General features: G+C 58.4%; 15 protein-coding genes, 9 pseudogenes and 1 other annotated feature. Of the genes and pseudogenes, 12 read left to right on the top strand and 12 right to left on the bottom strand.

Annotated features, from left to right (window positions below):
• Nucleotides 1-109: 109 nt before the first annotated feature.
• A pseudogene (gene tnpC / locus OVA00_RS10345) lies at nucleotides 110-1,090 on the bottom strand (IS66 family transposase); the annotation flags it as partial.
• Nucleotides 1,091-1,253: 163 nt separating this feature from the next.
• On the opposite strand from tnpC (OVA00_RS10345), the gene OVA00_RS10350 reads away from it, so the two are divergent.
• A complete protein-coding gene (locus OVA00_RS10350) occupies nucleotides 1,254-1,487 on the top strand; it encodes a DUF6429 family protein (protein ID WP_192439505.1) in 234 nt (77 codons plus the stop codon).
• On the opposite strand, the gene tnpC (OVA00_RS10355) is transcribed toward OVA00_RS10350, so the two are convergent.
• From tnpC (OVA00_RS10355) to tnpA, 3 genes are all read right to left on the bottom strand, one after another.
• A protein-coding gene (tnpC, locus tag OVA00_RS10355; RefSeq protein ID WP_268088779.1) for an IS66 family transposase occupies nucleotides 1,468-3,169 on the bottom strand; the annotation gives its coding sequence in 2 pieces (ribosomal slippage) (nucleotides 1,468-1,716 and nucleotides 1,718-3,169; 1,701 coding nt in all). The two genes, OVA00_RS10350 and tnpC (OVA00_RS10355), sit on opposite strands and share 20 nt — an antisense overlap.
• Nucleotides 3,170-3,214: 45 nt before the next feature.
• A complete protein-coding gene (tnpB, locus tag OVA00_RS10360; protein WP_018237843.1) occupies nucleotides 3,215-3,568 on the bottom strand; it encodes an IS66 family insertion sequence element accessory protein TnpB in 354 nt (117 codons plus the stop codon).
• Nucleotides 3,565-3,921 (bottom strand): IS66-like element accessory protein TnpA, encoded by a 357-nt coding sequence (gene tnpA / locus OVA00_RS10365; RefSeq protein WP_268088874.1) that lies wholly within the window; start codon nucleotides 3,919-3,921, stop codon nucleotides 3,565-3,567. The genes tnpB and tnpA overlap by 4 nt, the downstream gene beginning before the upstream one ends.
• Between tnpA and OVA00_RS10370 the strand changes: the two genes are divergently transcribed.
• Together OVA00_RS10370 and OVA00_RS10375 are read left to right on the top strand one after the other, a co-directional pair.
• Nucleotides 3,814-4,917: an IS110 family transposase gene (locus OVA00_RS10370; protein WP_268088780.1), complete on the top strand. Its 1,104-nt coding sequence runs from the start codon at nucleotides 3,814-3,816 to the stop codon at nucleotides 4,915-4,917. The two genes, tnpA and OVA00_RS10370, sit on opposite strands and share 108 nt — an antisense overlap.
• A gap of 15 nt (nucleotides 4,918-4,932) precedes the next feature.
• A protein-coding gene (locus OVA00_RS10375; RefSeq protein ID WP_268088781.1) for an IS3 family transposase occupies nucleotides 4,933-6,161 on the top strand; the annotation gives its coding sequence in 2 pieces (ribosomal slippage) (nucleotides 4,933-5,227 and nucleotides 5,227-6,161; 1,230 coding nt in all).
• Nucleotides 5,214-5,330: a sequence feature (AL1L pseudoknot), on the top strand. Its footprint overlaps the gene before it by 117 nt.
• A gap of 25 nt (nucleotides 6,162-6,186) precedes the next feature.
• Here OVA00_RS10375 and OVA00_RS10380 read toward each other — a convergent pair.
• The 3 genes and pseudogenes from OVA00_RS10380 to OVA00_RS10390 all read right to left on the bottom strand — a co-directional run.
• Nucleotides 6,187-6,414 (bottom strand): annotated as a pseudogene (locus tag OVA00_RS10380) (transposase); the annotation flags it as partial.
• A gap of 58 nt (nucleotides 6,415-6,472) precedes the next feature.
• A pseudogene (locus OVA00_RS10385) lies at nucleotides 6,473-6,663 on the bottom strand (helix-turn-helix domain-containing protein); the annotation flags it as partial.
• Nucleotides 6,664-7,015: 352 nt separating this feature from the next.
• The gene (locus OVA00_RS10390) at nucleotides 7,016-11,392 is read right to left on the bottom strand and encodes a hypothetical protein (RefSeq protein ID WP_268088782.1); all 4,377 of its coding nucleotides are present in this window, start codon (nucleotides 11,390-11,392) and stop codon (nucleotides 7,016-7,018) included.
• Nucleotides 11,393-12,296: 904 nt separating this feature from the next.
• On the opposite strand from OVA00_RS10390, the gene OVA00_RS10395 reads away from it, so the two are divergent.
• Together OVA00_RS10395 and OVA00_RS10400 are read left to right on the top strand one after the other, a co-directional pair.
• On the top strand, nucleotides 12,297-12,422 hold the full coding sequence (locus OVA00_RS10395) for a hypothetical protein (protein WP_268088784.1): 126 nt from the start codon (nucleotides 12,297-12,299) through the stop codon (nucleotides 12,420-12,422).
• A 162-nt stretch (nucleotides 12,423-12,584) separates the two neighbouring features.
• A pseudogene (locus OVA00_RS10400) lies at nucleotides 12,585-12,730 on the top strand (IS256 family transposase); the annotation flags it as partial.
• A gap of 18 nt (nucleotides 12,731-12,748) precedes the next feature.
• On the opposite strand, the gene OVA00_RS10405 reads toward OVA00_RS10400, so the two are convergent.
• Nucleotides 12,749-12,985, bottom strand: coding sequence for a hypothetical protein (locus OVA00_RS10405; protein ID WP_268088785.1), 237 nt, complete (start codon nucleotides 12,983-12,985; stop codon nucleotides 12,749-12,751).
• A 165-nt stretch (nucleotides 12,986-13,150) separates the two neighbouring features.
• Here OVA00_RS10405 and OVA00_RS10410 point away from each other — a divergent pair.
• Nucleotides 13,151-13,360 (top strand): annotated as a pseudogene (locus OVA00_RS10410) (recombinase family protein); the annotation flags it as partial.
• 56 nt (nucleotides 13,361-13,416) lie between these two features.
• Nucleotides 13,417-13,710: a helix-turn-helix domain-containing protein gene (locus tag OVA00_RS10415; RefSeq protein ID WP_268088786.1), complete on the top strand. Its 294-nt coding sequence runs from the start codon at nucleotides 13,417-13,419 to the stop codon at nucleotides 13,708-13,710.
• A 132-nt stretch (nucleotides 13,711-13,842) separates the two neighbouring features.
• On the opposite strand, the gene OVA00_RS10420 is transcribed toward OVA00_RS10415, so the two are convergent.
• The gene (locus OVA00_RS10420) at nucleotides 13,843-14,223 is read right to left on the bottom strand and encodes a hypothetical protein (RefSeq protein WP_268088787.1); all 381 of its coding nucleotides are present in this window, start codon (nucleotides 14,221-14,223) and stop codon (nucleotides 13,843-13,845) included.
• Between the two features lie 37 nt (nucleotides 14,224-14,260).
• Nucleotides 14,261-15,386: pseudogene (locus tag OVA00_RS10425) on the bottom strand (IS630 family transposase).
• Between the two features lie 45 nt (nucleotides 15,387-15,431).
• Between OVA00_RS10425 and OVA00_RS10430 the strand changes: the two are divergent.
• The gene (locus OVA00_RS10430) at nucleotides 15,432-15,737 is read left to right on the top strand and encodes a LexA family protein (protein ID WP_268088749.1); all 306 of its coding nucleotides are present in this window, start codon (nucleotides 15,432-15,434) and stop codon (nucleotides 15,735-15,737) included.
• Between the two features lie 36 nt (nucleotides 15,738-15,773).
• Here OVA00_RS10430 and OVA00_RS10435 read toward each other — a convergent pair whose 3' ends face one another.
• Complete coding sequence (locus tag OVA00_RS10435; protein WP_268088789.1) at nucleotides 15,774-16,034, bottom strand: hypothetical protein; 261 nt, start codon at nucleotides 16,032-16,034, stop codon at nucleotides 15,774-15,776.
• Nucleotides 16,035-16,166: 132 nt separating this feature from the next.
• On the opposite strand from OVA00_RS10435, the pseudogene OVA00_RS10440 reads away from it, so the two are divergent.
• The 4 genes and pseudogenes from OVA00_RS10440 to OVA00_RS10455 all read left to right on the top strand — a co-directional run.
• Nucleotides 16,167-16,316, top strand: a pseudogene (locus OVA00_RS10440) (transposase); the annotation flags it as partial.
• Between the two features lie 178 nt (nucleotides 16,317-16,494).
• Nucleotides 16,495-18,011, top strand: a pseudogene (gene istA / locus OVA00_RS10445) (IS21 family transposase).
• Complete coding sequence (gene istB, locus OVA00_RS10450) at nucleotides 18,008-18,904, top strand: IS21-like element helper ATPase IstB (RefSeq protein WP_268088791.1); 897 nt, start codon at nucleotides 18,008-18,010, stop codon at nucleotides 18,902-18,904. The pseudogene istA and the gene istB overlap by 4 nt, the downstream one beginning before the upstream one ends.
• A gap of 49 nt (nucleotides 18,905-18,953) precedes the next feature.
• Nucleotides 18,954-19,948, top strand: a pseudogene (locus OVA00_RS10455) (IS3 family transposase); the annotation flags it as partial.
• 81 nt (nucleotides 19,949-20,029) lie between these two features.
• On the opposite strand, the gene ltrA reads toward OVA00_RS10455, so the two are convergent.
• Entirely contained in the window at nucleotides 20,030-21,283 is a 1,254-nt protein-coding gene (gene ltrA, locus OVA00_RS10460) for a group II intron reverse transcriptase/maturase (RefSeq protein ID WP_268088792.1), read from the bottom strand.
• Between the last annotated feature and the right edge of the window lie 188 nt (nucleotides 21,284-21,471).

Here is a 21,471-nt window from a genome sequence, read left to right on the forward strand (position 1 = left end):
TCGGGTTGGTCGTATGCGCCGTCTACGCCCCATTGATTTTTCAGTTTCAGCTATTTGGTAGTGCTGCCTGATGGCCGGATGTGAGCTCACCGGATAGTATCTGACGAGCTCATTGTGAGGCGTTGATGCGGGCGGCATAGGCCCATGGCATCAGGGCATCGATGTCTTTGGCGAGGTGGCCGTTTGCGAGGCGGGTGAAGAGGTCGCACAGATAGGCGTAGGGCTCAACGCCGTTCATTTTACACGTGCCGATCAGGCTGGCAAACCGGGCCCAGTTGCGGCCCCCTTCATCGTGCCCCGCAAAGAGGGCATTGCGGCGGTTCATGGCCGGTCGGCGGATCGCGTTTTCCACGAGGTTGGAGTCGATATCGACGTGGCCGTCGTCCAGGAACAGCCGGAATCCGTCCTGTCGCGTCAGCATATGGGCCAGGGCTTTTCCGAGGTCAGACTTGCGTGAGACGCGCTTGGCTTGCGCTGCCAGCCAGGTGAAGAACTCGTCCACTAGCGGAAGGGACAGGTCCTGTCGAACTGCCCGGCGATGTTCGGGATCTGAGCCTCGGATACTGTCTTCGATCTTGTAGAGCGCGGCGATGCGCACCAGTGCCTCGTCGACGATGGGCGATCCGCTCTTCGGCGCGGCCTTGATCAGCTTTCTGCGCCCATGTGCCCAACAGAAAGCCAGCTTCAAGGGATCGCCACCGTTACGATCCGACGTGGCAAGGTGAGAGTAACCACCGTAGGCATCGACCTGGATCGTACCGTTGAAGCCATCGAGGATTTCAGCGGCATATTCGCCTTTACGCCCGGGCCGATAATGGAACACCACACCTGACGCAGCAGAGCCATTCCAGCCGCGGTCGTCGCGCAACACGGCCCAGAGATAACCGGTCTTCGTCTTGCCTCGCCCCGGATCCAGTACCGGAGCTGTTGTCTCGTCGACATAGAGCCTTGTGCTGTCCAAAAGCAGCCGCTTGGCCATATGGTCCACCACCGGTGCAATCGCAGCACCCGTGCGCCCCATCCAGTCGGCAAGGACCGTGCGGTCTATCGGCACCCCGTGTCGCGCCATGACCTCGGCCTGGCGGTTGAGATGCGCTGATCGGGCGTCGCACCCTTGGAGCTTGGGGCTGTTATATAGGACGCTCACTCAGAGGAGAACGATCATGCAATTTTTTGTGGGAATTGATGTCTCGTTGGTATCCATCCGAGCAGGGCCGCAGGATTTTGAGCGCCGCGCGTGGTAACGTGGGTTCATGGAGATCGATGAGGACAAGATCGACGATGCGGTTTTGGCGCTGCTATGGCTGACGCTGCATAACGAACGCTGTGCCTGGAAGGGCTTCGACTGGGCAACGACGGATCGGCTTCACAAGAAGGGCTTGATCGGCGACCCAGTCAACAAGTCGAAGTCATTGATCCTGACCGATGAAGGCTTGGCGCGTTCGGAAGCATTGTTCCGGGAGCTGTTTACGCGACCGCCGCAATAGCCGTCCCTTTGTGTGTCTTCCATTGCCACGGCAGCAGTTCGTGCAGGCGGGAGACGGGAAGATCGGCGATGCGGCTAAACACATCGGCGAGCCACGCCTTTGGGTCGACGTCGTTGAGACGGCAAGTCGTGATGACGGAGAGCATGATGGCGGCACGATCGGCCCCACGCTGGGAGCCGGCGAAGGTCCAGTTTCGACGCCCGAGGGCAATTCCTCTCAGCGCGCGCTCTAGCCGCATTGTTCGTGAGACAAATCCGGCCATCGTCGAGGAAACGGGCAAAGCCATCCCAGCGCTTCAGCATGTAATCGATCGGCTCGATCACCTCGGACGATTTGCTGAGCGAGGCGCGCTCCCGTTTCAGCCACGCGTGCATGTCATCGAACAGCGGCTTGCTCTTTTCCTGCCGCGCGGCCAGTCGTTCTGCGGCGCTCAATCCATTGATGTCGCGCTCGATCTCAAACAGCGCGTCGTACCGTTGGACGGCCTCCAATGCGATCGGCGAGATTGGCTTGCCCTTGCGCTTGCGGTCGCGGGCATTTTTCTGGATGTCGGCCAGTTCAAAGAATTTGCGCCGCGCGTGCGCATGACAAAAGGCGAAGGTGATCGGCACCGCTTTCTTTTCGGCGACACTGAGCGGCTCGAAGCCATTGTAACAATCACTCTGCAGAATGCCGCCATACGCGGCCAGGTGCTTCTGCGGATGCTCGCCGCGGCGGTCGCTCGACGCATAGTATATGGCCGCCGGCGCTGCCGCGCCGCCGTAGGGCCGGTCATCGCACACGTACGTCCATATTCGCCCGGTCGTGCATTTGTCTTTGGCCTGGATGGGAATGGTGGTGTCGTCGCCAAAAAGCCGCTCGGCCGCGAAGACATGCGTTTCGATCAGATCAAAGATCGGCAGGAGCGCGGCCGTTCCATACCCGACCTGGTCGGCCAACGTCGAGGTCGAAAGCTCGATGCCCTCGCATTTGAACCGGGTGCTCTGGCGGTTGAGCGGGCTATGCATGCCGAACTTATCGAACAGGATCGTCGCCAGCAGATGAGGACCGATAAAGCCGCGTGGCGTGGCATGGAAGGGTGCCGGCGCCTGGCTGATCTTCTCGCAGTCCCGGCAGCTAAATTTCTCGCGTACGGTTTCGATCACCTTGAACCGGCGCGGAACCTCCTCGAGCGTCTCGGTGACGTCCTCGCCCAGTTTCGACAGGCGCGAGCCACCGCAGCAGGCACAGGTGGTCGGGGGATCGATCACCACGCGCTCGCGTTCGATATCCTCCGGCCACGGCTTTCTCAGCGGCCGTTTGCGCGTGAACGAACGCACGCTCGCGGTCTTGGCGGCAGCCGCTTGCGCTGCGGCTTCATCCTCCGACGCCGCCATTACCAGCTCTTCGAGCTGCAATTCCATCTGGTCGATCAGGCGCGCCGTGCGCTCGGAACGCCTACCGCGCAGCTCGCGCTTCAGCTTCTCGATCGCCAGTTCCAGACTGGCGATCAAAGCCTCGCTGTCCGACAACATGGCCTGCGCATTGGCGGCTTGCGCCACCGCAATGTCCCGTTCAGCGACGACGGTGTCGCGCTCGGCGACAACGACATCACGTTCAGCCTGTAACATCTCACGCTCGGAAAGCAGCGCCAGATAGGCGCTCGCAAAGTCCGCAGGAAGATCCACAGGCTTCGAAGTCATGAAGCCATTCGATCAGATTCATTCAATATTTTCAATGCAATAATGCTATCCGATCCGTGTCGGACGCCAGGTTTCCTGCGGATTGCGCCAGTCGATCCCGGACAACAAATAGGACAGTTGCGCCGGTGAGATCGCGACCGCCCCGCCCTCCATATTCGGCCAGATAAACCGGCCCTTCTCCAGCCGCCGGGTAAAAAGGCAGGCGCCCAGACCATCATGCCAGATGATCTTCAAAATATCCGATCTGCGGCCCCTGAAGACGAAGAGATGCCCTGACAACGGATCATGCTGCAGAACCTCCTGCACCCGAAGCGCCAGAGAGGGAAAGCCACAGCGCATGTCCGTATAGCCCGTCGAAAGCCAGACCTTGACCCCTGTTCCCATCGGAAACGGATTCACCGCAGCGCCTCCAGTCCGCGCATGATCCGAAGCAGCGCTTCAACGTCGACATCGCGGTCCACGATCACACGACGACCGTTGGCGCTGACAACCTCCATCCGGCCGGCGTTCGGCAACGACCCTGCTACCGGCTCTACCTCTGGGACAAGCAGCGCCGGCACAAAGCCGCCCACAGGCGACGCAACATCCAGTTGCCACGCTCGTGCGAGCCGGCGCCATTCATATAACTGCGAACGCGATATTCCATGTCGCCGCGCCGTCGTCGCACACAAGCCAGGTTCCGAATAGCTCTCCGCGACAATCTGCAGCTTCATCTCTTTGCTGAAGCGTCGCCGCCGGCCGCCATCGATAATCTCAAGTCGTTCCATTCCGCACTGTCCGTATTGACGTCAATAAGGACAGTCAGTGCCAAATCCGACAATTCCTACAAGGCGACCCACCTCGGACGCGTACTCTCGTTGGAAAACTCCAGCATCTGCGTCATCGACGAGCGTGGTGTAATTATCAAGGAGGGTCAGGCTGCCAGTGAACCCGAAGCAATTGGCCGTTTCATCCGTCATCAAGGGCGAAAAATCGAACATGTCGGTTTGGAAACTGGGTCTTTGTCTCAATGGCTGTACGCAGGATTGGCCAAGCAGGGCTTCCGAGTATCGGTTATGGAGGCCAGGCACGTTCACGCTGCCTTTGCCGCAATGCGTGTTAAGACCGACCGCAATGATGCGCGAGGGATCGCACAGCTTGTCCGGCTCGGATGGTTCAAGAATGTGCACGTGAAGGCGCCTAGCGCACAAGAGACACGCGCTCTCCTAAATGCCCGTCGGTTCATCGTCGACAAGGTGACAGGCATTGAGAATTCCATGCGCGCGAATTTGCGTAACTTTGGTCTCAAGGTTGGCATCGTGTCGCGTAGGATGTGGTCGAGCCGTGCACGGGAATTGGCCGCCGGAATCCCGGCATTGGAAATGCTCGTTGAAAGCATGTTGAATATCCGCGACGTATTGCTGCAGGAGCTGCGGACACTCGACCGCAAACTGCTCGAAACCGCTCGTGCCGATCCCGTCGTTCAGACGTTGATGACGGCACCGGGCGTTGGTGCAATTGTCGCGTTGACGTTCCGGAACGCGGTTGACGATGCCGGCCGCTTCAAACGCTCAAAAGATGTTGGACCATGGCTTGGCCTCACACCCAGTCGCTATCAGTCTGGCCAAGTTGATCGAAGTGGTCATGTCACCAAGGCCGGAGATGCATCCGTGCGAACCGCTCTTTACGAGGCTGCAACCACACTGCTTGGGAGAGTAGTGAAATGGTGTGTGAACCGCGCCGGGTTTGTCGGAGGCTCCAACTTCTGAGAAAGTGGAGCCGATATGAGCAAGACAACCAACAAATTTTCACCGGAAGTCCGCGCCCGAGCAGTGCGGATGGTTTTGGATCACCAAGGCGAATATTCCTCGCGATGGGCAGCGGTTTCCTCGATCGCCGCCAAGATCGGCTGCACGGCGCAGACGCTCAATGAATGGGTGAAGAAGGCGGAAGTGGACGATGGTTCCCGGCCCGGACTCCCCAGCGAAGTGGCCGAGAAGATGAAGGCTCTGGAGCGGGAGAACCGCGAGCTTCGGCAGGCCAATGAGATACTGCGCAAAGCGTCCGCTTATTTCGCGATGGCGGAGCTCGACCGCCCATTGAAGCGATGATCTCCTTCATCGACGAACACCGGTCGGTATTCGGGGTCGAGCCGATCTGCAGACTGCTGCCGATTGCCCCATCAACCTACTACGAGAACGTTGCCAAACGCCTGGACGTGGACCGGTTGTCGGTCCGCGCCCGCAGCGACATTGCATTGAAGATCGAGATACGCCGTGTGTTCGAGGCGAACTTCCGCGTCTACGGCGTGCGCAAGGTCTGGCGGCAATTGAAGCGGGAAGGCTTCGATATAGCCCGCTGCACCGTCGCCCGGCTCATGCGATCGATGGGACTTCAGGGTATCATCCGGGGCAAGCCGATCCGCACGACGATCCCGGACAAGACGGCTCCCAGCCCGCTTGATCGGGTGAACCGCCAGTTCAAGGCTCCTGCGCCGAACAGGCTCTGGGTGTCGGATTTCACCTATGTCGCCACCTGGCAGGGTTTCGTCTACGTGGCGTTCGTCATCGACGCCTTCGCCCGCCGCATTGTCGGCTGGCGGGTGAGCCGGACGGCGCATGCCAGGTTTGTCCTCGATGCCCTGGAGCAGGCGCTTCATGAGCGGCGTCCCGTTCATGGCGGCGGCCTCGTCCATCACAGCGATCGCGGTGTCCAATACGTGTCGATCAAGTATTCGGAGCGACTGGCCGAGGCGGGAATCGAGCCTTCCGTCGGAAGCGTCGGCGACAGCTACGACAATGCGCTCGCCGAAACGATCAACGGTCTCTACAAGGCCGAGGTCATTCATCGGCGCGGACCATGGCGCACCTTCGAAGCGGTTGAATTCGCCACCCTAGAATGGGTCGACTGGTTCAACCATCGACGGCTTCTGGAGCCCATCGGCAACATTCCGCCAGCCGAAGCCGAGGAGCAGTATTACGCCATGCTGGACGAACCAGCCATGGCTGCATAACTTAAACCAAACGGCCTCCGGCAAACCCGGCGCGGTTCATCACCGTCTTGCGGCCGTAGCCGTTGCGACTGTTGTCGATTTCGTCTTCGCCATCAAGATGGTGGTCAAGTTCGGCGTTCAGAACCCGGTCGGCAAATGCCTTCTTCAGGTGATCAAGCAAGCCGTTTGGATCGAAAATCGTCTTCGTGTCCGAGCCGGCAAGCAGTTCGTCAATAATCGCATCGGGTATCACTGGGGCTTTGCGAGGGGGCATGGGAAACAATCTCCTTTCTTCCCAATATGCCGCCCATACACGAAATTCCTGATAGTCCCGTTTTGTACGAATGACGGTCTCCACCCAGCGGACCCGGTCGAACATGGCCCTGACGGACTTGCAGGTTTCGCCACCGGCTCACGCTGGTGCACTGACGTCAAAGCGCTCGGCAGCCTCCCGGTGCGACGCTCCGGCTGAGACGGCGGCAAGAACACGTGCGCGAAGATCAACGGAAAGGGCTTTCGACATTATCTGCCGACCTGCATCGGCAGAAAGTTTGAATCAGAACGCATCTGATTTGCAAAGCCCAAATGATTCAATCAGTCAGGGAAACGCTCTAAACAACTTCAAAATCCCTTCGCGGGTATTATTGCAGAAATGCCCACGGAGCCCCGGCATGGCCAACATCGCCTACAACATGCTCCGCTATGTCTTCCACGAAGGGCGACGCGCCACAGCATGAAGCATGCCGCCCCGAGAGGGCCGTGAAACCACGATTTCCAGCATGAAATCCCAGGCAAAAACCACCAACAGCCATCAGGCCGCGCCGCCGATCACCATATCAGCGGTAATTCGAGGTCTCCGCCTTTAGTTGAAGAACTCACGGTTGCCCAACACCCGGATGCGGCAGGATGGGATGAAAGCTTTGAACTTTGCCGGTAGACGCGTCCACATAGATCATAAATTGGTAGGGTCCACTCGTGCTTTCGTATTGGCGAGCTCCTTCGAAGTACATGTATTTTTCGAACTCCGTGAAAAATGAATCTTCGTCTGCCTTGCGAAGAGCTGCATTTATTCCATGGCTGATAATCTCGTTATCGCTGACCTTGCCTGGGTCATAGGCCGTCTTTACATATGTTTTTTGCGCCGCATTCTTAGTCGCTGCGTTGAGATTTGCTACGGTGCGCTGCTGCTTGGAGACCTCTGCCTCAAGTTTCTTAATCTTCGAAGGAGAGGCGCCCTTTGCTATCTCATTTTCGAGCTTTGTCTTCGCGGACTGCAGGCGCACTTCGGCTGCGTTCAACTGGGCAAGCCTGTCAGCTTTGGGCGGCACCTTGTAAGTGATCTCCACTATTCCACCTTCGGCCGACTGTTTGTTGACGACTTCTCCACCCAGGCTTTCCAGCCTTTGCATGAAATTCTGAAGATTGTGGGTTCCGTTGATCGGGTTGTCCGGCCTTGTTGCCGCATCACCTTTGACAAGGTGGTCAAATACGCCACGCTTGATTAAAGCAAAATCGTCCCCTGGCGCTCGAACAGTAAAGGAAGTGCCATCGCCTCCTCGTTCATAGGAAATTGCCGGATTGATTGCTTTACGCGTCTGGGGATCATACTCAACGTAGCCGTCACCAGCGTCCGATCGGACGAGATATTTTTCCTCATTTCCGACTTTTGCCTTGAATACATCTCGCCCGTTGTATTTGATGCCTCCTTCAGGCTGCGTCATCACTTGCGGCTCATTCAGCGGGCGGTGCTTTTCCAAAGCAGCTCTGATGCGCTGCACCGATTTTTTCGCTGTCAGATCTGTCTTTGACGCCAGTTCGTCCAGTTTCGCCTGCAGCTGTCGCATCATGGATTGTCCATTGGGGGATTCCGGCTCTCCTCTTTGAAGAGAATTGAGCTTGGTCGTGATCTCGCGCACCAGATCCTCTGAAGCACCTTTTGCTCTTGCCATCTCCTTTTGCCATTGCTTGACCAGCTTCGGGGTAAAGCCATCGCCCAGATCCTCACGCCGCATGCCACTCAGGAGCTGGCGAACTTCGCCACGGATCGATTGCAAGGCCTTTGGCGCAGCCCTGCCATCACTTACGCTCGTGAAGCCGTTCTCGTCTCCGGACACGACCAGGCCCTGTCGGCGAAGCGTTTGCATCACCTGGCCTGCAGCAAGCTGATCGATCGCCGCCTCGGCCTTTTGAACAATGTCGGCCGACAGGCCCAGCTGCTGGACGTTCTGTTTGGCCTGGGCTTTCAGCTGCTGATAGGTTCTTCGCGCCTGCCCGGCCTCTTGTGCGGCGCCTCGAACACCGCCGGTGAGCGCTCCTGCCAGCACCTGTGTCGCCACCTGGCCCCAGAACGACTGGGCATTCTCACCAAGTTCGGTGGCGGCACAGGTGGACAACAGGGTCCCCAGTTCGCCCTGCGTCGCCATCCAGGCATAGTTCTGACCGAACTGCGTTATCGCCTGGCGGATCTTCTGACTGAGCCCGGGCAAGGCTGGCGCGGCAGCATGCTTGGCCGCAAACGACGTCAACGACGCGGCGGCATCGCCCACGGACTTGCCAGACTTTGCCGCGGCTATGCTCAGCACCTTGGCCATGGTCGGCTGGAACAGGGACATGGCGGCACTCGCCCCCTTGCCCAAGCCGCCCAGAGCCACATCGGCTGTCAGCGACGCTGAGAACTTGGTGAACATCTCGTCCATCAATTGCTCGCGTTGTCGGGCATCATCGGTGTTGATCAATGTGGCGGCATCGACACTCAGATCTGTCACCGCATTCATTGCGACACCGATGAGAACCGATCCTGTGATGCCCACGCCCGGCACCAGGGACAGACCTGCGGACAAGGCATAGCCTGCCCAGCGCAACGACGGTCCCCATTGCTGCGCAGCGTCCAGCCACCATTGCTCCGAATCTGACTTTACCTCGTAGTCCCAATCGTCTTTCAGGCGGTCTTGCCAATCTCCAAGGACCGGATTGTCCTTTGTGCGCTTCAGATCATCGAGTGTGCTTACACTTTTGCTGGGGACATCGGCAAACGAATCGTAGGAGCCGCCATTCTGATCAAGTACGTTGATAATGTTTCTGATGTATTCGGCATCCTGATCGCTCGGGTCGACGATACCGGCCGCCACCGAGTTCATATAGGTGGCAACACTATTCTGTATTTCGCCCGCACTCTTATCTTTTAGTTTCTGAAGCGCTTCTCCAGCAAATATATTGCTGTTTAGTAGATAATATCGCTTGTTGAGCCCTTCAGAATATTTTCTCAAATCGTTCAGGTTCTCGTTCTTCTCGAACGCATCCTTGATGCTGTCGCGATCTTTAGGCGAGGGGTTTATGAACTGCCGGAACTCGTCGGTCGAAAACAGCCGTACCCTGTCTGCCGAGCCGTTCGGGATCGCGACGATCTCCTTGCTCGACAGGTTGATCAGCGTGCCGCGATGGTGATTGCTGTTGCTTGTCGGCAAATAGAGCAGGTCGGGATTTGTGACCTGCAGTCCAGGCATGCCGCCTCTTTGCATACCGGCATTGTTCCCGCCGACAAACTCAAAGAGGTCCTGGCGAATGGCCATCTCTTCGCCTTCCGTCAGGGCAGCGCCGGCCTTGATCATGGTAAAGTAGGGTAGCTCGTCCAGCGTTTGAGAAAGCTGGCCCGTCAAACGGGTGTTCTGTCGCTGGAAGAAGCCGTCGACATCCTTGGAATGCTGCGGGGTCGGATCCAGGCGCAAGATGCTTCGGAAGGTGTCGTCGTCCAGGCTCTGAGGGAAAACAACCTGCTCACGGTTCTTGGCGATCTCGGCCGCCGCCACCTGTTTTCTCACTGGCAGGATGATGACATTGTCCCTATTGGTGCCGGCAAGCTCCGAACCGAGATAGTCGAATATCTTCTTGCTGTCGCTGTCCGCCCAGGCCCTGCCGTTCTCCCCTTCTTTCCATTTGTACTCCTGCGTTGCTCGCGGCGCGTCGAGGCTCAATATCTTGGGCTCGTCGTTTGGATGCTTGGACTGAGCGTTCAAATTGTAGAGATAGACTTTGCCGTCCCGGGCCCGATAGGAGTAGGTCCTTGGCAGCTCAGCCGTATCGGCGCCGAAGGGATGGTCGTGCCAATCCGTCTTTGAGGAAAAGACGGGATCGAACCGGTCATCGTCGGCCAACAATTCCGTTGGTTCGTCAGGCAATAGGTCCGCCAGGTTGCGGCGGAACTTCTCGATATCGTCGCTGGCGCTCGCGGCCGCTGGCAAAAGGGCGGAAGGACCCAGATCCAATTTTTTATGGTTGAAGTGCTCGCTGATCTGATAGCCGGAGAATTTGGTTCTGACATTGACCGTCGGGTCAATCTTGTTGAGTTCTTTCTGGATATAATTGTTTGTCGAGAATTTCTTGAGGCGGAGATCCGGGGTCTCCTGCATCCGTTGCTGGTGCAGATCCAGCAGGCCGCCTTCGGCACCTGGCCGGGTGGCGAGATAGTGCACGGTACTGCGCAATTCCTTCAGCGCATCCGATGACAGCGCGGCTTGATAGGCTGCACGCTTGTCTTGCGGCATGGAATTGTCTGTCAGGCTAAACAGATCGCTTTTGTCGTCGAAATAAAGCAGGGCATCGACGATGTTGACGTCGCCAAAGTTCTTGGTGGCGACCGTGTCATTCCCATCCAGATTCTTGACGCCGGCAAAAAAGCTCCGATAGGCCTGCTCGATCTTGCGATCGACGGCTGAGCCGCTCGCCGAGTTTTCCGCGTTCGCCAAGGCGCCAAGATCTACCGAATCTTGAAGAGCATTTTTCAGGACGTCCTTGGCCTTGAATATCCCTTTCTCTATTTTGGACAGGTCTTCACGAAGCGCCTTTTCCTGAAACCAAGGCGCATTACCGGCAACGGCAGCGGCGCCCCTGGGCATCGTCAAAAGAGCCGGTCTCGACAGATCGTCCAACGCCGCCTTGATCGCAACCTTCTGGGCCTGCCAGCGCATCAGCTGCGCTTTGAGCTCCGAAACCGCAAAGGTCATGCTTGCGTGACCGCTCCGGCCAACGGTCACCATTTTGAGAAAGCCCAGCTCAGCCATTTCCTTCTGCGTCGAGCTTGTCTTGCCAGTTTGGATTGAGGTCGTCTGATCGGATCCTGTGACAGACTGTCTGGTAGGCATCAGGCGCAAGTCCCGCGCGCTGCGCGCTTTTGCCTCTGTCAGGGGAGAAGCTGGCGCCTCTTGGTTCAGCGGATCGGTTGTAACAGGGACGATTGCAGAAGAAAGGGTGTTCATACTAGGGCCAATAAACATTCGTTTTCTACTGGTTATTAGGGCCATAATAGACCCATGAATTTCTGGTTTATTATTAGGATTTGCGGTCCAACCCAAACCGCACCACGGTCAAACAGTTCGCCAAAGGGATACCCCAGACGAACCAGTTGTAACTTGCATGATAGGCACCATTGATATGTATCTCGCATGGAGATATATTTCCGGTAGCGGCTTCGGCTGCCTAGGCTTTTCCCTGGCACGCTTGGCTGCCGCTCGCGCAGCTTCTGCCTCGCTCGCCGTCATCCCGTTTGCGCGCGGCCGCATTGGATTGTTGTTAACGCCATACATCAGATTTCTCCCCGCCTCGCATGTCAGCAAGGCCTTTCGGTTAATGTTTTACGGCGCAAGACACTCTGCCCCGCTGCTATGGTAAAATATCTTTTGGTGATATTGACCCAGTCGTCCGACCAGGTGCATGTTGCTACGGGTCACCCAGACGAGGGAAAGAATTACGGCGGCGGTCAGTGCCCCCAGCGCCGCAGTCACGATCGCCAGCGTACGCAATGGGGGGATGATTGTATTCATATTACTTCCGATAGGCTTGGGTCCTTCGCGTCATATTAGGCATTGCTACAATAGGCATATGAGATTTTTCTATGGATGGCGTGACGAGGGCTGCCGAGCTTTCCCACCGCCGGGGGCGAAACCAAGCAAACAGCGGTGATTTCGTCGAACGACGCTGCGCCTGACGCCAATGTTGCTTGTCCCTTTAGTCTAGATCGGCAATTTTAGCCATATTGATAAACTTTGACCAATCTGTTGGCCGCGCCAACCTAAAGCTATGTCGTCGCCGATGCCGAGACATGGACCATGTCCGGTTCGGCGACGACAATCATTGTGATCATTTTTTGAAAGGACATGGACTATGAAAAAGTTTTTCCTTTTGGCTGCCGCCGTCTGCATGCTTTCGGCTGTCGCAAGCAACGTTGCGCTGGCTGGGGAAGAGGTATGCATCGGCGATCGCAACGCCCCGGAGTGCTGCCCGGAATAAAATAGTCTACTATTGCGCAGTTCCTCTCCGCCCATGAGGGGAACTGCCATGCAAGATGTGTTTTTGCGAGCTATGACGGAAACTGTGTGATGACGGTTTGAGGAGGGTGGCGTATCGAGGCGGGTGAGAGCCTGCCAGAACCTCATGAAAGAGCGATACGCCATGAAGACAGATACCACGGTTGTTTCCTTTCCACATCCCGAGACGATCCCCTGACATCGGTTCTACGCGAAGGCGCTCGCCGGCTTCTGGCACAGGCGGTGGAGGCGGAAGCCGAGGCGTTTCTTGCGGCCATTGTCGATTTCAAAAGACGGCTTCAGTAGAGCTCAAAAGAGCATTTCAGTAGCGTTGCGGCTTTCTTTCCCCAGCGTCCGTGCGTTGGTTCCGTTCGAGAGCGGCGGGGCCGCCTTCACGCATGCGAGCAGCCCGACGGGGGGGCGGTTCGAAGCGGACTGCCGACAGAAGCAGCTACCTTCGTCAGCGGCGCTTCGCGTCCCGATATAGCGCGCAGGATGGCGAGGCGCTTTGCGGCCCTTCGTCAGTTCGCCATCTTCGATCTTCATGAAGCCTCCCTGTCCGAAAGCGGATCGTTCAACGGACGGTCTTCCCGTCCTGATTCGAAAGGCCCGGAATCCTACTCTATCGGGAAACCATTCGTCTCACTTGAGTGGTACGATATTTCTTGCAATGAGGGGGCTTCTTACGTTACATATTTCTGTATGACGAAAATGCTTATCGGCTACGCCCGCTGCTCCACCGACAAACAGGACCTTGCGGCGCAAAAGGACGCTCTGCTGAAACTCGGCGTTCCAGCCGATCGCATCTACACCGATCACGGTTTCACCGGCACGAACCGCGCACGACCGGGCTTGGATCAAGCGCTGGCAGCGGTCCGGAGCGGCGACACCTTGGTCGTGCCAAAACTCGATCGGCTCGCCCGATCAGTCCCTGACGCACGTGCGATGGGAGATGATCTCTCCGGACGGGGGGCAAGTTGCAGATCGGAGCCAGCGTTCATGACCCGTCTGACCCGATGGGCAAGCTGTTTTTCAACATCCTCGCCACCTTCGCCGAATTCGAGGCGGACCTTATCAAAATGCGAACACGAGAGGGCATGGCGGTTGCCCGGGCCAAGGGAAAGCTGCGCTGCAAGAAGCCGAAACTCTCTGATCGGCAGCAAAAGGAACTGCGCCGGATGTACGACACCGGCGATTACTCGATCAGCGATCTTGCAGAGCTGTTCTCGATCTCACGGCCGACCGTTTATCGGACCTTAAACCGAACTTGAATGGTGCCACATGGCGCTGATAATCAGCGCCGAATAGCAATGAAATACTCATATCGATCGTCGGCGCCATTTTTGCGCGCTTTCTCACAGGCGTTACCACCCGCAAAGGTGTCGCCTTTTGATTCTGTGACATCACGCCTCTGGGCGCAGCATCACAATAGGAATGCCCAAATCGCGCAAACCTTCATCGACTCCGGCGATCTTCGCTTCCGGTAGATTGCAGATCATCAGTTGACGAAGATGATACGCCTCGAGTGGACTGCGTTTCGCGGCAGCGACAGCCGCCTCCCATAGCTCCCCCCACGTCTTAGCGGGGGCTGGCTGGGTGTGTGCGCGCCCCGGCGGTGGGCGAGAAAGAAGATCTTCCTCGGGGTGCTTTGGCGGCGGGTCGAAGATGGTCGACATCGACCAGTATTTGACGTTGGCGGGTCGGGTATCGAGACTACCCTCCAGCAGACGATCGACGGCCGCCGCCGCCACCGCAAATGCCCTTTCTCTTTGTTCCGCCGACATGATTTCAAAAACGCGGACTAGTAGCTCTGCACAGAGGTTATGATTCTTTGGCCGTTGGTTTTGGGTAGGCTTTGGCCAGCTTGACGCGGGCCTTCTCGGTAGAGAACATCCATTTGATGCGGGCACCACTGGCGTTGCGTCGGCGTTCCCAGGCTGCAACCTCGTCGACGAGGCGGTCGCGGCTTTCGATGCGGCGGTTGAGGCATTGGCCGCGCAGGACGCCGATTTCGATCTCGACCATGTTAAGCCAGCTGGCGTGCTTGGGCGTGTAGTGGAATTCCAGCCTTCTGAGGCTTCGGCGCGCCTCATCGTACCGGCAGGGCCTGGTAGAGCGCAGCGGGTGTGTGGGTCGACAGATTGTCGAGCACCACGCGGATGCAGGCGGCCTCGGGATAATGGACATCGACGAGATCGCGCATGCAGTGGGCGAAGTCCTCGGCCGTACGCCGTTCGGTGACTTTCACCTTGCGCCAGGATCGGTGCGCGTCGAGGAAGACGAACAGGTTGGCAGTGCCATTGCGTTTGTACTCGCAGTCGTAGCGTTGCGGCCTTCCGGGTTCGGCCGGGATCGGCTGGCGCACCTCGCCGATGAGCTGGGTCGGGCTTTCGTCGAAGCACACCACCTACCGCTGCGGGTCGGACGCTTCGGCATAGAGGTCGAGCACATCCTCCATGCGCGCGACATACTCGGCATCGATCTTGGGAATGCACCACATGTCCTTGCGCCATGGCTTGACATCATTCTCGGCCAGGCGCCGGCGCACCGTCTCGCGCGACAGCTGTTCGTGCTCGGTCAGCTTGACGAACGCGTCGGCCAGCAGCTCCAGCGTCCAGCGGGCGCAGCCCGGCGGCGGGCTGGAGCAGGCGGTGGCCACCAGCAGGGCTTCCTCCTTGCCGGTCAGCTTGCGTTGCGCGCCCGGGCGCGGCTCCTCGCCAAGCGCCGCCTCCAGGCCCATCTCCACGAAGCGACGCTTGGTGCGGTAGACTGTGGAACCGCCGACCGCCACCGTTGCGGCGATGGTCTCGTCGCTGAGCCCCGCCTCGGCGGCGAGCAGGATCTGCGCCCGCTTGAGCTTGCGCGCCGGGTGCTTGCCGCCGCGCAGCATGCTCAAGAGTTCGTCGCGTTCGGGTTGGTCGAGGTCGACACGATGGCGTACATTCATCCGGAAAGCCTCCTTCAATTGCGGAGGTTCCGGATGAATCGAAAAATGAATCAATTACTTGACGGGCAGCCGGCAGCGCCACCCCACTTCACCGAAAAGCAGGGCCAGTACCTCGCCTTCATCTGGGCCTATAGCCAAATCAACGAACGGCCGCCGGCCGAGCGTGACCTGCAACGCTATTTCGGCGTCACCCCACCATCCGTCCACCAAATGGTGCTCTCCCTCGAGCGGGCCGGATTAATCCGAAGGAAACCCGGCGTCGCCCGCAGCATCGAACTGCTCGTCAGCAACAACTGCCTACCCACGCTGCAACCCAACCAACTCGTCAAATCCTCTGTGCAGAGGTACTAGGCCCAGACCCTCGTGCAAGGACATCCCGGCAGCTTTTCATGCGCGAACAATGATCTGTTTCGAGCGAGCTAAGGTGTATACGGGACGAATTAGTTCGTCGATGAGGCTGCGTAGCGCCCGCATCCAGACCACGGCACTGATCACGCGACCGTGCGGCAGCAAGACGCTGCCTCCGGTGACGGCCTGCAGGGTCAACCTGTCGAGAGCCACAACTTCCCTCGACGCGGCGCGGGGAGGTGTGAAAGCATAAAGATTTTCGCGCCTGATGCCCGGTTGGAAGAACTGGGCTTCCAGCATTTCATGATGATCGGGGCAGCACGTCATCCAGGCCGCACACCAGTATATCAGAGGTGGCTCGGGAAAATTGGACAGGTCGTTAAGTGGAATTTCTGGCTGAGAGCGGCGAGAGTGCCGTAACAGGAGAATCACTTGAGCAGACGACCCCGCCGAAACCACAGCGCAGCCTTCAAGGCGCGTGTAGCCCTTGCTGCGATCCAGGGGGAGAAGACGTTATCGGAGCTTGCGCAACAATACGACGTTCACGCCAACCAGATCACGACGTGGCGAGATCAGGTGCGCGGCGGCAATCAAGGTGAGATTCAGCGTCAATCAGGATGAGACTCGGCGGCGGGGGTGTGACGAAGGGAGGGCGTAGCCCGACCGGAGTTACACTCCCGCCGCGGCGCAATTTTTAGGCGTCTCATGATCGCAGTCGGCCCGCTACGGTGGCGGTTTTCTGGAATGGAGAACCACCTTTGTGCCGGGTCGCCATGTAACCGATCATCAGATGAGATTATTCATGAAGTATCGACAAACGCATTCTGTTGAGGTCGCCGCCGCGAAGGCGTCGATCAGCCGGGCGACGGCATTCCGCATCGAGAAAGAGCAGCGCCTTCCGTCGCAGAACAAGCCGCCGCGCGGTCGGCGTCGCCCCGATCCGCTTGAGCATATCTTTGATGCGGAGGTTGTTCCGCTTCTCAAGGCCGCTCCCGGCATTCGTGCGGTCGCCGTTTACGACGAGATGCTGCGACGTCATCCGGAACTGCCCGAAGGCATTCGCCGCACACTTGAGCGGCGCATTCGGTCCTGGCGGGCCGTTCACGGTGAGGCACAGGAGGTGATCTTTCGCCAGACGCACGAACCCGGTACCGGTTGGGGCTGTCGGATTTTACCGACATGGGCAGCCTCAGCGTGACGATCGCCGGCCAGCCGCTCGACCATCTGCTTTATCACTTCCGGCTGGTTTGGTCGGGCTTCGAACACGCCCATGTCATCCTTGGCGGCGAAAGCTTCGTCGCCTTGGCGGAGGGCCTGCAGAACGCCCTGTGGTCGGTCGGCGGTTCGCCGCTCTATCACCGCAGCGACAGCCTGTCGGCCGCCTTCCGCAACCTCGATGCCGATGCCAAGGTCGATCTCACCAACCGCTATGAGGACCTGTGCGCTCATTACCGGATGACGCCAACCCGTAACAACAAGGGCATCGCCCACGAGAACGGTTCGATCGAAAGTTCCCACGGCCATCTCAAGAGCGCCGTCCGCGATGCACTCCTGATGCGCGGCACCCGAGACTTCAACGATCTCCGCTCCTACCGCGCCTTCATCGACGAGATCGTCAGCCGCCGCAATGCCGCGCATGGCAAGCGCATCGATGCCGAGCGCCCGCATCTGCAGGCACTTCCCGCTCGCCGCACCACCGACTTCGAGGAGGTGGTCGTCACCGTGTCGCGCACCGGCGGCTTCGCCTTGCGCAAAGTCTTCTACACCGTCCCCTCCCGTTTGATCGGCCATCGGCTGCGTGTGCGTTTGTTTGACGATCGTCTCGACGTCTTCATCGGCGGCACGCATCTGCTGACGTTGCCGCGAGGTCGCGCCCATGCGAGCGGCAAGCACGATCAGGTCGTCAACTATCACCACGTCATTCATTCCCTGCGCAAAAAGCCGATGGCGCTTCTCAACCTGGTCTATCGCGACAAGCTCTTCCCTCGGCCGGAATACCGAAGGGCTTTCGACACTCTCATCGAGCAACTGCCTGACCGGCAGGCTTGCAAGGTCACCGTCGAACTGCTGGCCCTGGCTCATGATCGTGGTTGCGAGCGTGAACTGGCCGAGGAGCTTGCCAGAACGCTCGACGCCCGCAAACTGCCCGACCTGATGGCCTTGAGAGCCATCTTCGGCCCGGACCCGGACCAGTTGCCGACCGTTCATGTGCAGCTCGCATCGCTCAATAGCTATGAAGCCCTGATGGGGCCTGCTTATGCGGGAGAGGCCGCATGAAAAATGTCCACAACACCATCGACGAAGCCCGCCTCGGCATCATGCTCAAAGACCTGAGGCTGCCGACAATCAAAACGCTGTGGCCGCAATTTGCCGAACAGGCCGATCGTGAAGGGTGGCCCGCGGCTCGCTTCCTCTCCGCTATCGCCGAACACGAGCTGGCTGAACGGGCGCATCGCAGGATCGAACGTCACCTCGCCGAGGCGCATCTGCCGCCCGGAAAGACCCTCGAGAGCTTCGCTTTCGACGCTGTGCCCATGGTCTCCAAGGCGCAGGTCATGGCCATTGCCGCCGGCGATAGCTGGCTCGCCAAAGGTGCCAATATCCTGTTGTTCGGCCCGCCCGGAGGCGGAAAGAGCCATCTCGCCGCAGCCATTGGCCTCGCACTGATCGAGAACGGTTGGCGAGTGCTGTTCACGCGCACGACCGACCTCGTTCAGAAGCTGCAGGTCGCACGGCGTGAGCTCCAGCTCGAATCCGCCATCGCAAAGCTCGACAAGTTCGATCTGCTCATCCTCGACGATCTGGCCTACGTCACCAAGGACCAGGCCGAAACCAGCGTGCTCTTCGAACTCATCTCCGCAAGATATGAGCGGCGTTCCATCATGATCACCGCCAATCAGCCCTTCGGGGAATGGAACCGCGTCTTTCCGGACCCGGCCATGACGCTTGCGGCGGTGGACCGACTTGTTCATCACGCAACGATCTTCGAAATGAACGTCGAAAGCTATCGGCGACGTTCCGCCATGGAAGCCAAACGCCAGCGCGGCAGACCTGCCGCCTTCGCGACAATTAAAAGTGCTTCCCAGATTGTCGCGGAGCGGCAATCAGAACACGACGAGACTCTTGCCAGCGACAATCAGCATGATACTTTCATCCCGACCGCGACATAAGAGTCTCATCCAGATTGTCGCCGCCGTCTCATCCTGATCGCCGCGCTATAATCAGGCGCTTGCGGGCATGACGGCGATCTTCGACACGGGATCAAAGCCGTCGGAGCCTGCGGTGGATGTAAAGACGCTGCACGCCAAGATCGGGGAGCTTTCGCTGGAGAACGATTTTTTATCCGGCGCGCTCACCAAGGCGGGACTGTTGGGGAGCGTAAAGAAATGATCGACCGCGATCACGAACTGTCCATCACCCGCCAGGCCCGAGCTTTGGGGATCAGTCGCAGCATCGTCTACTACATGCCACAACCGGCGTCGCCGGCGGATCTTGCGCTGATGCGTCGGATCGACGAGCTGCATCTGGACTACCCGTTCGCGGGCAGCCGGATGCTGCAGAAGCTTCTGACGCGCGAAGGCGCTGACGTCGGCCGACTGCATGTGCGGACCCTGATGAAACGCATGGGGATCGCGGCGCTTTACCGCAAGCCGCGCACGTCAGCACCCGGCGATGGGCACAAGATCTATCCCTATTTGCTGCGCGCTCTGAAGGTCGATCGGCCCAACCAGGTCTGGGCAACGGATCTGACCTACATCCCGATGGCGCGCGGGTTCTGCTATTTGATCGCCATCATCGATTGGTTCACGCGCAAGGTTCTGTCGTGGCGGTTGTCGATCACCATGGACGCTGCGCCATGCGTCGAGGCTCTCGAGGAAGCGCTGGCCTGCTACGGCAAGCCCGAGATCTTCAACTCGGATCAGGGCAGCCAGTTCACCAGCCACGACTTCACAAAGGTGCTGCTCGACCACAAGATCAAGATCAGCATGGACGGCAAGGGTGCCTGGCGGGACAATGTCTTCGTCGAGCGGCTGTGGCGGTCGGTGAAATACGAAGAGGTCTACCTCAAGGCCTACGACAGCGTCCGCCAGGCCCGTGCATCGATCGGAAAGTATCTCGACTTCTACAATCAGAGACGGCCACATTCGAGCCTTGACGGCAAGACTCCGGATGAGGCCTACTTAACCCCGACACCGCTGCCCGAAGCGGCTTAACCACAGGCAGGATTCCACTTAAAAACCGGGAAGACCTGTCCAAACAAACCGAGCCACCTCTCTCACCTCACCCGGCTCCCCTCAGGCGAGCTCCGTGCCATTACCAAGTTGCCAGTGTACGAACAGCTTCCGGTTTTCACGCGCAATCTTTGCAACAAAGAGGCGCGCTTGCCCCAGGCGTTTGCGGAAGCGCTTATATTTCCGTTTGAACCAAACATAGAGGGTTTCGTTGATGTATCGCGCCATCGGATAAAGTGCCGAGCGCGAGTATTGCCCATAGTATGCGATCCATCCCCGAACGATTGGGTTTATTTCGCGAGCAATGTCGTCCAACGTCACCTCCGTTCGTTTGCGGAGTTTCAGCCTTCTAATCCTCTCTCGCATCGAGTTCAGCGATGATATGCTGACGGCCGGGGTAAATCCGCAGAACGTTTTCTGCGAAAGTTGTCCCCGAACGGATCGCGGACGAAAGCAATACCCGAGAAAGTCAAATTTGACGGTCTCGTGCCTACCCCTCCGTCGATCATCTTTGCAGTAGACGATTTTCGTTTTCCCGGGATGCATTTCCAAGCGGCATTCCAAAAGACGAGCTGCGAGCGCTTCTCTGACGATCCGCGCTTCACTCTCGCTCCGGCAATGCACCAGCCCATCATCCGCGTAACGACACCATGGCAGGTCAGGGAACTGTCTGCCCATCCACACGTCGAATGCATAATGCAGGAACAGGTTGGCAAGTATCGGGCTAACGACACCGCCTTGTGGCGTGCCGCAGTTTCGCTCGACGTTTGTCCCATCCTCTTTCCGCATCGGTGCTGTCAGCCATCTTTCGATGTAGAGCAGCGCCCAGGCACATGTTATGTGTTTGCGAACAGCCCGTAGCAGAAGGTCATGGTCAATATTGTCAAACAGCCCTTTGATATCGAATTCCAGAACCCAATCATATTTCCAGCACCGCTTGCGCGTAACGCCGATGGCATCCAGCGCCGACTTGTCGGGCCGATAGCCATAAGAATCTGCCAGAAAGACTGCGTCCAGATCCGGCTCAATCATCTGCTTGACCACACTTTGGGCCACGCGATCTGCCACCGTTGGTACCCCGAGGATCCGCTCGCCTCCACTCTTCTTAGGAATGGAAACGGCGCGAACTGGCGGAGGGAAGTACGTGCCTGAGCTCATCCTGTTCCAGATCTTATAGAGATTCCCCTTCAGATCGGCCTCGAACTGCTCAATCGTTACCCCATCCACACCAGCTGCGCCTCCGTTGGATCGCACCTGCAGATAAGCTTCGTACACCTTCTGCTTACTGATATTGAACGGCTTGCTTTGCGTATCCATCAACGTCCTCCTGTTGCCAGTTGTGTTGATAATATGCCCACCTGATCCGACCTCTTCGCTCCAGCTCCATTACGAGCCTTCATCGCTACTACAAATCGGTCCGTCCCAGTGCTCCGCATCGGTACTCTCGCCTCACGGTTTTCTCCGCTTGTGCTTCTCCCTTTGCATCGGAGCGACTGGTTCCTGCA

Source organism: Ensifer sp. SL37 (assembly GCF_026672675.1).
GTDB classification, from domain to species: domain Bacteria; phylum Pseudomonadota; class Alphaproteobacteria; order Rhizobiales; family Rhizobiaceae; genus Ensifer; species Ensifer adhaerens.